Origin of the sequence: Kitasatospora sp. NPDC097643 (assembly GCF_040302625.1) — a bacterium.
In the GTDB taxonomy this organism is placed as follows: domain Bacteria; phylum Actinomycetota; class Actinomycetes; order Streptomycetales; family Streptomycetaceae; genus Kitasatospora.
The window spans coordinates 97,509-108,968 of record NZ_JBEOSA010000024.1 but is presented as its reverse complement, the minus strand read 5'-3'; the positions used below and the strand labels follow the sequence as shown (position 1 = coordinate 108,968).

Genomic DNA, 11,460 nt, shown 5'->3' with positions numbered 1-11,460 from the left:
GGACCGCCTTCCAGCGGGCCCTCCGGGCGCTTCGTTCTTTCGTGTTTCCAGCTTATCAGATGTTTTCCGCTCCGTTTCCGGGGCTTCGTTCATCCGACTCGCCGGTGTCTTCCGGGGTTTTGCGCCCCGTCCGACGTTCCAAACATTAGCCGACCTGCGCTCCGAAAAGCGAATCCGGCCGCAATCCCCGGAAACGCGCACGCCGAATAAGCACCGAGCCGCGAAGCGCACAAGGCACGACACAACCCGGCCCGAACCGGGAAGTGGTGTTTCGTGAGGATTGGCCGCCCCGGGACCGTCCGCGCCGATGCGTGTCCGGTGCTCCCTGCCGAGCGACTAGAGAACACTACCCGTCCTTGCCGCCGCACACAAATCCCCTGACGAGCGGCATGACGGCTCAGGGCGCCTTGCTGCCGTTGTCGCTGACCGGCGCGACCGTCACCCGCGCGGTCCGCGCCGCCGGGCGCCCGGCGGCGGACTCGGCGGAGGCTTCGGCCGCGATCTCCTGGAGCTCGGCGCGGGCCTCGTCGGCGGCCTTCTTCACGTCGAGGGCGATCCCGACGGAGGCCTTCACCACCTCGCGCAGCACCGGCTTGGCGACCCGCTTCACCAGCGGCAGCACGACCAGGCCGAACAGAAAGGGACGCAGAGCAGGCAACGGCAGCATGGACTTCACATCTCCCCGATTCGCGCCGGCGTGCGGCCGAACGCGTCAAGACCAGGACGGAATCAAACCCGCACGCACCGTAGTCCGCCGCCGAACCGTCCAGCCAGTCAACCGTCAGCGCAGCCACGGCCGTCAGTCCTTCGAGTGATCGGCGAGTTCACGCACCATCCGCCGTCGCAGGGCGGGGAACGGCAGCCCACCACCACCGAGCACGGCCTCGTGGAAGGCCCGGACGTCGAATCCCGCCCCCTGGATCCGCTCCGCCTCCGCCCGCAGTTCACCGAATTCCATGTAACCGGCGCGATACGCCAGCGCCTGCCCCGGCAGATCGGTCGCGTAGCGCAGCAGGTCGGAGGCGATCTGCCGGTCGGAGGCGGTGGAGTTGGCCCGCATGAACGCCCCCGCCTGCGCCAGGTCCATGGTGCCGAGGTTGAGCCCGGTGTCGACGACCAGGCGCTGTGCGGTGAACCGCTCCTCGCCGAGCCGCCCGTAGGCGTCCCAGGGGTCCTCGTACAGCCCCATCTCCCAGCCGAGCCCGGCCGCGTACTCGGCCCAGCCCTCGTTGAACGCGTCGAAGCCGATCACCTCCCGGCGCAGCTCGGGCAGGGCCCGGTCCTCCGACTGCCGGGCCAGGTGGAAGTGGTGCCCCGGCGCGAGCTCGTGGTAGATCAGCGAGGCCGCCCCCAGCAGTGAGCGCTCGGCGAGGTCGGAGCCGTTGTAGCGGTACCGGCCGACGGGCGAGGCCGCCGTGGGCTGCTCGTAGTAGCCGAAGGTCATCCCGGCCTCCAGCGCCGGATCCAGCCGGGCCAGCCCGTACGGCGCGGCCGGCAGGCGCGCGAACCACCGGGGCAGCCGCGGGGCGAGCCGGTCCAGGTGGGTGCGGAAGCGGGCCTCCACCTCGGCGGGTGTGGCCGCGTACAGGTGCGGCTCGGTGCGCAGCCGGTCGTGGAACTCCTCCTCGGTGCCCCGGAAGCCGAGCGCGGCCCGGATCTCGCGCATCCGCTCGGCCAGCTCCCGGCACTGCTCCCGGCCGAGTCGGTGCAGCCGCTCGGGCGGGTGTTCGCCTCCGGTGTGGGCCCGGACGAACTCCCGGTACGCCTCCTCGCCGCCCTGGTACCCGGCCCAGCCGACCGCCTCGGGCGCGGCCCGCCGGTAGGTGGGGTCGTCGAGGACGGCCAGCAGCCGGTCGAAGGCCGGCTCCAGCTCCGCTGCCACCAGCCGCTGTACGCCGTCCCGGACCAGGCCGCGCGCCGCCGCCGGCAGCCCGTCGAGCCGGCCGTCCTCGGCCGCCACCCGGCGGGCCAGCGAGGACCGCAGGCCGACGGCGGTGGCCCGCGCCCCGGCCAGCGCCGGGGCCGGGACGCGGAAACCGCGGTCCGCCTGCCCAGCCGTCTTGGCGGCCACCGTGCCGACCGCCCGGGCGAGTTCGCGCACCAGCGTCAGATAGCGCTCACCGTCGGCCGGTCCGGTGAAGGCGAACCCGCCGAACACCGCGTCCCCGTACTGCGCCAGCGGGAAGAGCCGGTACGGCGTGGCGGCGGGTGTCAGCCAGTAGCAGCGGTCCGCCCGGAGGTCCTGCTCGGCGAGCGCCGCGAGGAAGGCGGCGGTGTCGGCGTCCGCGCCCGACAACTGCGCGCCCGCCAGGGCCCGCAGGCGCTCCAGCACGCCCGCCGCGAAGGCCGCCCGCTCCGCCGCCTCGGCGGGCGACACCCCGGGCAGCGTCTCCACCGGCAGGCCGCGCCGGGCCCGCAGCAGTGGATCCCGGGCCAGCAGGAACTCCCAGTAGCCGTCCGCCAGATGACCGATCTCCTGGCCCGCCTCGTCCGCTCTCATAGGGTCAGTGTGGTCACGAAGCACTCAGCAGGGCGCCAATGTCGCCCGAACGAGCGAAATCCTCGACCGGCTGCGGACCGCCCGCGCGGCCCCGAACGCCAAGTGCCGTGGCGGTCGCCCGGGTTGCCCCCGCCCGTGGGCCCGGCGTGCCGCGGCGCCGCGCGGTGGCACCATGGCCGCCATGCCCCGCCGCCGCACCCCGTGCACGGCCGCCCTGACCGTCGCGGCCCTCCTCGCGGCGGGCTGCGCGGGCCCGGTCCGGTCCGCGACGGACACCCCGGTGGTGGCGCACGGGACGGTCCGGATCGCGGTGCCCGCCGAGACGCCGAGCTTCCACCCGTACTCGGCCTTCGGCGCCGGCCCGGCCCGCTACGCCTACGACTCGCTGGTCAACGTGGCCGCCGACGGCACCGTGGTGTCCGGGCTGGCCACTGCCTGGCGGGCCGACCCGACCTCGGCGGTCTTCACCCTCCGCCCGGGCGTGACCTGTTCCGACGGCACGGCCCTCACCGCCGAGGCGGTGGCCCGCTCGCTGCGATACGCGGCCGACCCGGCCAACCAGCTGGCCGGTGCGCAGGCGGTGCTGCCGGGCGTCCCGTTCACCGTGACCGCCGACGACCCGACCGGCACCGTCGCGGTCACGGCGGCCGCCCCGCACCCTTTCCTCACCCGTACCCTCGGCCTGCTGCCGATCGTCTGCCCGGCCGGCCTGGACCGACCGCAGTCCCTGGACCGCACCAGCGCGGGCACCGGCCCGTACGTGCTGACCGGTTACACGGCCGGCGGCCCCTACGAGTTCACCCGGCGCGAAGGCTACGGCTGGGGCCCGGCCGGGGCGGACACCGCCGCCCCCGGCCTGCCGGCGCGGATCGTCCTCAACGTGGTCCCGCAGGAGGCCACCGCCGCCAACCTGCTGCTCACCGGCGGTGTGGAGATCGCCACGGTGCACGGCCCGGACCGGGCCCGGCTCACCGACCGCGGCCTGGCCACCGCCGACGTGGCCACCATCGTCGGGCTGACCTTCTTCAACCAGCGCCCCGGCCGCCCGCTCGCCGACCCGGCGCTGCGCCGCGCCCTGGTCGCCGCGCTCGACCGCCAGGGCCTGGCCAACGTCGCCGTCGGCGGCACCGGCCGCCCGGCCGGCGACTTCGGCGCGGTCGGCGCCGTCTGCCACGCCGAGCTCGCCGCCGCCAACCTGCCCGCCCCGGCGACGGCGGCCGAGGCGCTGCGCGCCGCCGGCTGGACCCGGGGCGCCGGCGGCCGGCTGCTCCGGGACGGCCGGCCGCTGCGGCTGCGGCTGATCACCAGCCCGGACCTCGGGCCGACCCTGCCCTCGGTCGCCGAGCTGATGGCCCGCAGCTGGACGGAGCTCGGCGCGGACGTCCGGCTGGTCTCCGAGAGCCTGCCCGCGCTGGTGAACGCGATGTACCGGTCGGGCGACTTCGACGCCGTGGTCGGCAGCACCCCGGGCTTCCCGCTCCCGGTCGGCTTCGTCCCGTTCTTCTCCGGCCCGCCCCCGGCCGAGGGCCTGAACTTCGCAGGTGTCACCAACCCCGGGTACGACGCCCTGGTCGCCCAGGCGCTCCGGGAGCCGGACACCACCGGCTGCGACACCTGGAACCGGGCCTCCGCCGAGCTGTTCCGCGCCGCCGACGCGCTGCCCGTCGCGGACGGCCGTAGCACCGTCTACGGCCGGCGCACCACCTTCGCCACCACGTTCGGCGGCGCGCTCGTACCGACCAGCATCCGCCTGCACCGGTGAACGGGAGAACGACGTGCCCCGACGACGACCGTCGCCCCACGCCCTCGCCTTCCTGACCCGCCGCACGGCCCGGCTGCTGCTCTGCCTGGCGGTGGTGCTCACCGCCTCCTTCGCGATGGTCCGGCTGGTCCCCGGGGATCCGGTGCGGGCCGCGCTGGGGGTGGACGCCGCCCCGGCGCTGGTGGCCGCGCGCCGCCACCAGCTCGGGCTCGACCAGCCCTTCCTGACCCAGTACCGGCACTACCTGGCCGGGCTCCGCCACGGCGACCTGGGCACCTCCCTGGTCACCGGGGTGCCGGTGGCGGAGCTGGTCCGCACCCGGCTGCCCGCCACCCTCGCCATCGCCGCACTGGCCTTCCTGGTCACCCTGGCGGTCGCCCTGCCCGGCGGCCTGCTCGCCGCCGTGCTCACCCGGGACGGACGGCGCCCGCGCTCCGAGCTGGCCTTCACGGCGGTGACCGCCGCGCTGGCCGGGGTGCCGGACTTCCTGCTCGCCGCCGGGCTGACCGCGCTGCTGGCCGTCGGCCTGCGGCTGCTGCCGGTCGCGGGCGCCACCGGCGCGGACTCCGCCGTCCTGCCGGTGCTCGCGCTGGCGCTCGCCCCGACCGCCGTGCTGCTGCGGATCGTCCGGGTGGAGGCGCTTCGGGTGCTGGCCGAGGACTACCTGCGCACCGCCCGCGCCAAACGCCTGCCGCCCGCGCGGCGCTACCTGCGGCACGCCGCCCCGAACACGGCGACCGCCGCGCTCACCGTCGCCGGGAGCCTGCTGCCCGCCATGATCGCCGGGACGGTCCTGGTCGAGAAGGTGTTCGCCTGGCCGGGTATCGGCTCGGCGCTGGCGCAGTCCGTGGTCGCCCAGGACTACCCGGTGGTCCAGGCGATGGTGCTGATCCTGGGCAGCACCGTCCTGCTGGCCGGCCTGCTGGTCGACCTGCTGCTCGCCCTGGTGGACCCGCGCTCGACGATCCGGGAGACCTGACCCCGATGCCCCGAATCCTCCGGCTGCCGCGCTCCCCGCTGGCCTGGACCGCACTCGCCATGCTGGCCCCGCTGCTGCTGCTCGCCGCCCTCGGCCCGTTCCTCTGGGGCGAGGCCGCCGACCGCCCGGACGTCACCGCCGTGCTCGAGGGCCCGTCCCTCACGCACCCCTTCGGCACCGACAACCTCGGCCGGGACCTGCTCGCCCGGGTGCTCACCGCCACCCGGCTCTCGCTGCTGCTGGCCTGCGCGGCCACGCTGCTCAGCGCCGGCGCGGGCATCCTGCTCGGCGCGTCCACCGCCGTGCTGGCCGGCCGCGCCCGCCGCTGGCTGGGCGCCCTGATCACCCTGCTGCTCGCCTTCCCCGGCCTGCTGGTCGCGATCTTCCTGGCCGTGGTCTTCGGCGCGGGCGCCACCGGCGCGCTGCTCGCCCTGGCCGTCGCGGGCGTACCCGGCTCCGCCCGGCTGGCCCAGACCCTCGCCGCCGGGGTCGCGGGCACCGACCACCTGGCGGCGGCCCGCGTCCTCGGGCTGCGCCGGCACCGGCTGATCCTGCGGCACGTGCTGCCCAACATCGCCGAGCCACTGCTGCTGAGCACCACCACGGCGGCGGGCACCGCGCTGATCGCCCTCTCCGGGCTGAGCTTCCTCGGGCTGGGCGTGCAGCCCCCCGCGTACGACTGGGGCCGGCTGCTGGGCCAGGGGCTGGACCGGATCTACGCCCAGCCGCTGCCCGCACTGGCCCCGGGCCTGGCCGTCCTCTACGCCGCGCTGACCTTCCAGCTGCTGGGCGAGGCGCTGGCCGGCGGCGCCGCCCGGCGCCCGCACCGCGCCCCCGCACCGCCTGCACCACCCGCACCACCCGCACCGCCCGCACCGCCCGCCGTGGGCGAACCGGCCGGCGGCGACGAGGTGCTGCGGATCGACGACCTCACCGTCGAACTCCCCACCCCCGACGGGGTGATCCGCCCCGTGCGGGACGTCTCACTCACCCTGCACGCCGGTGAGATCGTCGGACTGGTCGGCGAGTCCGGCTCCGGCAAGTCGCTCACCGCCCTCGCCATCGCCGACCTGCTGCCCGCACAGGCCCGGGTGAGCCGGCGCACCCACCGGCTGCTCGGCACCGAACTCACCGCCCTGCCGGCCAAGGAGCGCGACCGCCACCTCGCCACCACCCTGGCGATGGTCTTCCAGAATCCGGCCTCGGCCCTCAACCCCGCGCTGCGGGTGGACACCCAGCTCACCGAGGCGGTCCGGGCGCACCGCGGCGCCGGCCGGACGGCGGCCGCCGCGCAGGCCGTGCACGCCCTGCGCCGGGTCGCCCTCCCGCCCGCACTGCTGCGCTCCCGCCCGCACCAGCTCTCCGGCGGCCAGCGCCAATGCGTGCTGATCGCCGCCGGGCTGATGGTCCGCCCGGGCCTGATCATCGCCGACGAGCCGACCACCGCCCTCGACGTCACCGTGCAACGCCAGGTCACCGACCTGCTGGCCGCCGTCCGCCGGGAGTCCGGCACCGCCGTCCTCTTCATCAGCCACGACCTCGCGCTGGTCGCCGGCCTGTGCGACCGCGTCCTGGTGATGTACGCGGGGACGGTGGTCGAGAGCCTGCCGACCGACCGGCTCGCCGACTCCGCCCGGCACCCCTACACCCGGGCCCTGGTCGAGTCCGTCCCCCGCCTGACCGCCGACCGCGGCCAGCCGCTGCGCACCGTCGAAGGCAGCCCGCCCGACCCGCTCGCACCCCCGCCGGGCTGCCCGTTCCAGCCCCGCTGCGCCCACCGCCGGGACCGCTGCGCCGCCGAGGCCCCCGCCCTGACCGGGCTGGACGCCGACCACCGGGTCGCCTGCTGGCACCCGCTGCCCGCACCGGCGACGGCGGGGGCGTGATGACCCTCCTCCAGGTCGCCGACCTCACCGTGCGCCACCACGGCCCGCACGGCCCGGTCACCGCCGTGGACGGCGTCTCGCTGGAGATCCCGGCCGGCCGCACGCTCGGCCTGGTCGGCGAGTCCGGCTCCGGCAAGTCCAGCCTGGCCCGCGCCCTCGTCGGGCTCAGCCCGGTGCACTCCGGCCGGGTGCTGCTCGACGGCCGGGCGGCCGGGGGCCGCACCCTGCGGGCCCGGCGCCGGCTGGGCCGCCGGGTCCAGGTCGTCTTCCAGGACCCGGACACCGCGCTCGACCCCCGGATGACGGTCCGGCAGACCCTCGCCGAGGCCGCCACCGCCTTCCGCCGGCTGGACCGGCCCGCCCGCGCCGAGCGGGTCGCCGGGCTGCTCGACCTGGTCGGCCTGGACCCGCAGCTGGCCGGCCGGCTGCCGCGCCAGCTGTCCGGCGGGCAGCGCCAGCGGGTGGCCATCGCCCGCGCGCTGGCCGTCGAACCCGCCCTGCTGATCGCCGACGAGATCACCTCCGCCCTGGACGTCTCCGTCCAGGCGGCCGTCCTCAACACCATCCGCGACCTGCAACGACGGCTGGGCCTGGCGATGCTGTTCATCGGCCACAACCTGCCCGCGGTCTGCCACGTCTCCGACGCGGTGGCGGTGATGTACCGCGGCCGGATCGTCGAGTCGGCGCCGACCGCCGACCTGCTGCGCGCGCCCCGGCACCCGTACACCCGTGCGCTGCTGGCCGCCGTCCCCGGTCTCCCGCCCGCGCCACCACCGCCGGACGCCGCCCCGCTCCCGCTCGCGGCCGCCGAGGCCGCGGCGCCGGCCGGCGGCTGCCGGTTCGCCGCGCTCTGCCCGGTCGGGCCCGCCCGGCACGCGGAGCGCACCGTCTGCACCGAGCGGGACCCGCAGCCGGGCGCCGCCGAGCGCCCGCACCGGGCCGCCTGCCACTTCCCGCCCGACCCGGACACGCCCGGACCCTTCCGGCCCGGCCCGGACACGCCCGAGGATGAGCGGTCGTGAACCCCGACGCACCCCAGGAGGCGTGGTCGTGAACCCCGACACACCGGACGCCGTGGTGGTCGGCGCGGGCGTCATCGGCGCCGCCGTCGCCCTCGAACTCGCCCGCACCGGGCGGCAGGTGGTCGTCCTGGACAAAGCCGGCGCGGCCGGACACGGCTCCACCAGTGCCTCCAGCGCGATCATCCGGTTCAACTACTCCACCTTCGCCGGAGTCGCCACCGCCTGGGAGGCCCAGCACCTCTGGACCCGCTGGCCGGAGCACCTGCACCTGCCGAACGACCGCCCGCTCGCCGTCTTCCACCGCACCGGCGCCGTCGTCCTGGACGCGCCCGGCGCCGACCCGGCCGCCACCGCCGCCCTCTTCGACCGGGCCGGCGTCCGGTACGAACGCTGGGACGCCGCCGCGCTGCGCCGCCACCTCCCCGGGATCGACGCCGGGCGGTACTGGCCGCCCAAATCGGTGGACGACGAGACCTTCTTCGCCGCCCCCACCGGCGAGCTCGGCGCGCTGTACACCCCCGACGCCGGGTTCGTCGACGATCCGCAGCTCGCCGCGCAGAACCTCGCCGACGCGGCCGCGGCCCTCGGCGCCCGCTTCCACTACCACCGGCGGGTGGTGGCCGTGGACCGGCACTCCGACCGGGTCCGCGGCCTGCGGCTCGCCGACGGCGACCGGATCGCCACCCCGGTGGTGGTCAACGCGGCCGGTCCGTGGTCCGGCGCGCTCAACCGACTGGCCGGCGTCGGCGCCGAGTTCACCGTCGGTGTACGGCCGCTGCGGCAGGAGGTCCACCAGGTCGCCGCACCGCCCGGCTACGGCTCCGGCGCCGCGCTCGGCCCGGTGATCGCCGACCTCGACCTCGGGACCTACCTGCGCGCGGCCCCCGGCGGCCGGCTCCTGGTCGGCGGCACCGAACCGGACTGCGACCCGCTGGAGTGGCTCGACGACCCCGACCAGGCCGACCCCCGGCCGACCGTCCCCCGCTTCCGCGCCCAGGTGACCAGGGCCGCCCGCCGGCTGCCCGGCCTCGTCGTCCCCAACCGCCCCAGCGGCCTCGCCGGCGTGTACGACGTCGCCGACGACTGGACCCCGGTCTACGACCGGACCGACCTCGGCGGCTACTACGTCGCGATGGGCACCAGCGGCAACCAGTTCAAGAACGCCCCGCTGGTCGGCCGCTTCCTCGCCGAGCTGGTCGACCGGGTCGAGGCCGGGCACGACCACGACCACGAGCCGGTGCGCCACCGCTGCGCGCACACCGGCACCGTGGTCGACCTGGGGGCCTTCTCCCGTCAGCGCCGGGTCGACCCGGGCGCCGCCCGGACCGTCATGGGCTGACGCTCACGACGAGGTCAGCCGGACTTGGCGCCGGAGCCGACGGTGGCGGGCACCGGGGCGGGAGCGCCGTTGCGGGCCTTTCCGGCCTTGCCGTTGCCGGAATCGGCGGAGTCCGCGGGGTCCACCGCGACATCGGACCCGCTCATCTCGGCCGTCACCTCGGCGGCCAGGTCCTGAATTCCCTCGCTGGCTTCGTGCGCGACCTTCTTCACCTCCACGACGAGCCCGATGGAGGTCTTCACAATTCCCCGGAGGAGGGGCTTCGCGATCCGCTTCGCCAGCGGGGCCACAATGAGACCCACCAGGAACGGGGGAACAACAGGCGGCATGATCCTTCTCCCTGAATGGACTATTCGGGACTACTCGACGTGCTGCCTCGGAACCTACCGGACACGGTTTCCGAGATTAGGCCGCCCACCTGGGACCTCGCCAAACGGCGGCAGCAGATTTCACCCCTGCGGGTGTTCCCGGGGCTCCGGAGGGTGAATTCCGGCATTCGACTTGCCCGCGCGCCGGACGCTCGGCTAGATCACGGTCCGGCCGGTCCGACAATCAGCGAATTTCTTCGCCGACTTCCGGTGTCGGACCCCACGCCAAATCGACCACGAACTCAGGTACTTCGTAGGGAAAGCTGTGTCCGGCGCCTTCCGGCGTGAACGGCGTGAACGGCGTGAACACCGATCGGGGCCGGGCCTCAGGCGTTCGCCATCACGGCCGTCGGGTCCTGGTAGACGGCGTCCAGGGCGAGCAGGGCGCCGCCGCGCGCGGTGCCGGCCAGGCCGAGCTCGGAGAGGACGATCTCGCAGCCGCCGGCGTCGGGGGCCATCACCAGCTCGCGGACCTGCGCGGTGACGGTGTCGATCAGGTGCTCGCCGAAGAAGGCGAAGTGCCCGCCCAGGACGAGCAGCCGGGGGTTGAGGATGTCGGCCAGCAGGGCCAGCCCGGGGGCCAGGTGGTCGGCGATCCGGCCGAGTGCGGCCAGCACCCGCCGGTCGCCCGCGCCCGCCCGGTCGTGCAGTTCGGCGAGGCGCTGCCCGAGGTCGATCCGCGGGTCGCGGACCGGGTCGCCGGGCTCGGCGGCGGAGCGCAGCAGCGCGTCCCGGCCGACGGTGGTCTCCCAGCAGCCGCGCCGCCCGCAGGCGCAGGGCTCGTCGGAGGGGACCAGCCGCAGGTGCCCGACCTCGCCCGCGTACCCGCCGGCGCCGCGCACCAGCTGCCCGCCGGCGATGATGCCGACGCCGACGCCGGTCTGGCCGGTGACGTAGACCAGGTCGCGCACGTTGTCGGCGGAGGCCAGCACGTACTCGGCCAGGGCGCCGAGCTTGGCGTCGTTCTCCAGGTGCAGCTCCGGGGCGCCCGGGCCGATCCCGGCGCGCAGCAGGGCGAGCGCCGGGACGTCGCGCCAGCCGATGTTGGAGGCGTACTTGACCACGCCGGCGTCCATGTCCACCGCGCCGGGGGTGGCGAGGGTGACGCCGACGACGTGCCCGCCCGCGCCGCGGACCGCGGCCATGCCCTCGGCGGTGAGCCGCGCCACCGCGTCCAGGGCGGCCTGCGGGCCGACGGCCCGGACGTCCAGCGGGGTGCGCCGCTCGAAGGTGACCTCGCCGCGCAGGTTGAGGGCGAGCAGGCTGATGTAGTCGACGTTGATCTCGGCGCCCAGGCCGTGCACGCCCCGGCCGTCGACCTCGACCGCCTGGCCGGGGCGGCCGACGGCGCCGCGGTCGCGTTCCGCCTCGCCCTCGCGGACCAGGCCGCCGTCGAGGAGTTCGGCGATCAGGTGGGAGACGGTCGCCTTGGGCAGCCCGGTGTCCTCGGCGATCCGGGCGCGGGAGCGCGGGCCGTCGTCCCGCAGCAGCCGCAGCACCATGCTGAGGTTCGCCCGTCGCGAGGCGGACCGGTCCCGCGCCACGGCCGGGCGGGCCATGGCCAGGTCGCGTACGCCCGTTCCCTCCAGCGCCTGCTTCACCAA

9 protein-coding genes are annotated in these 11,460 nt (G+C 75.9%); 5 read left to right on the top strand and 4 right to left on the bottom strand.

Annotated elements, in window-relative coordinates; translation table 11 throughout:
• Positions 1–397: 397 nt before the first annotated feature.
• Both ABTY15_RS17705 and ABTY15_RS17700 read right to left on the bottom strand, forming a co-directional pair.
• Positions 398–667, bottom strand: coding sequence for a DUF5132 domain-containing protein (locus tag ABTY15_RS17705; RefSeq protein WP_350589405.1), 270 nt, complete (start codon positions 665–667; stop codon positions 398–400).
• A gap of 132 nt (positions 668–799) precedes the next feature.
• Positions 800–2,500 carry a DUF885 domain-containing protein gene (locus ABTY15_RS17700; RefSeq protein WP_350589390.1) on the bottom strand — a complete coding sequence of 567 codons (1,701 nt, stop codon included), beginning with the start codon at positions 2,498–2,500 and terminating at the stop codon, positions 800–802.
• Positions 2,501–2,672: 172 nt separating this feature from the next.
• Here ABTY15_RS17700 and ABTY15_RS17695 point away from each other — a divergent pair, with 172 nt between their 5' ends.
• Genes ABTY15_RS17695 through ABTY15_RS17675 form a run of 5 tightly spaced genes read left to right on the top strand, consistent with a single transcriptional unit; the run spans position 2,673 to position 9,488 of the window.
• Positions 2,673–4,262 carry an ABC transporter substrate-binding protein gene (locus tag ABTY15_RS17695; RefSeq protein ID WP_350589385.1) on the top strand — a complete coding sequence of 530 codons (1,590 nt, stop codon included), beginning with the start codon at positions 2,673–2,675 and terminating at the stop codon, positions 4,260–4,262.
• Positions 4,263–4,275: 13 nt separating this feature from the next.
• The gene (locus ABTY15_RS17690; RefSeq protein WP_350589374.1) at positions 4,276–5,241 is read left to right on the top strand and encodes an ABC transporter permease; all 966 of its coding nucleotides are present in this window, start codon (positions 4,276–4,278) and stop codon (positions 5,239–5,241) included.
• A 5-nt stretch (positions 5,242–5,246) separates the two neighbouring features.
• Positions 5,247–7,127 (top strand): dipeptide/oligopeptide/nickel ABC transporter permease/ATP-binding protein, encoded by a 1,881-nt coding sequence (locus ABTY15_RS17685; protein WP_350589369.1) that lies wholly within the window; start codon positions 5,247–5,249, stop codon positions 7,125–7,127.
• Positions 7,127–8,149: an ABC transporter ATP-binding protein gene (locus tag ABTY15_RS17680; protein ID WP_350589364.1), complete on the top strand. Its 1,023-nt coding sequence runs from the start codon at positions 7,127–7,129 to the stop codon at positions 8,147–8,149. Before ABTY15_RS17685 ends, ABTY15_RS17680 begins: the two co-directional genes overlap by 1 nt.
• Before the next feature lie 28 nt (positions 8,150–8,177).
• A complete protein-coding gene (locus ABTY15_RS17675) occupies positions 8,178–9,488 on the top strand; it encodes an NAD(P)/FAD-dependent oxidoreductase (RefSeq protein ID WP_350589355.1) in 1,311 nt (436 codons plus the stop codon).
• Between the two features lie 14 nt (positions 9,489–9,502).
• Here the strand turns inward: ABTY15_RS17675 and ABTY15_RS17670 are convergent, their stop codons facing one another.
• Positions 9,503–9,817 (bottom strand): DUF5132 domain-containing protein, encoded by a 315-nt coding sequence (locus tag ABTY15_RS17670; RefSeq protein ID WP_350589352.1) that lies wholly within the window; start codon positions 9,815–9,817, stop codon positions 9,503–9,505.
• Positions 9,818–10,182: 365 nt separating this feature from the next.
• Positions 10,183–11,457 (bottom strand): ROK family protein, encoded by a 1,275-nt coding sequence (locus tag ABTY15_RS17665; RefSeq protein ID WP_350589348.1) that lies wholly within the window; start codon positions 11,455–11,457, stop codon positions 10,183–10,185.
• Positions 11,458–11,460: the final 3 nt, after the last annotated feature.

Coding starts and splice junctions, on each gene's coding strand:
- ABTY15_RS17705 (WP_350589405.1), bottom strand. CDS start 667: ATGCTGCCGTTGCCTGCTCTGCGTCCCTTTCTGTTCGGCCTGGTCGTG.
- ABTY15_RS17700 (WP_350589390.1), bottom strand. CDS start 2,500: ATGAGAGCGGACGAGGCGGGCCAGGAGATCGGTCATCTGGCGGACGGC.
- ABTY15_RS17695 (WP_350589385.1), top strand. CDS start 2,673: ATGGCCGCCATGCCCCGCCGCCGCACCCCGTGCACGGCCGCCCTGACC.
- ABTY15_RS17685 (WP_350589369.1), top strand. CDS start 5,247: ATGCCCCGAATCCTCCGGCTGCCGCGCTCCCCGCTGGCCTGGACCGCA.
- ABTY15_RS17680 (WP_350589364.1), top strand. CDS start 7,127: ATGACCCTCCTCCAGGTCGCCGACCTCACCGTGCGCCACCACGGCCCG.
- ABTY15_RS17670 (WP_350589352.1), bottom strand. CDS start 9,817: ATGCCGCCTGTTGTTCCCCCGTTCCTGGTGGGTCTCATTGTGGCCCCG.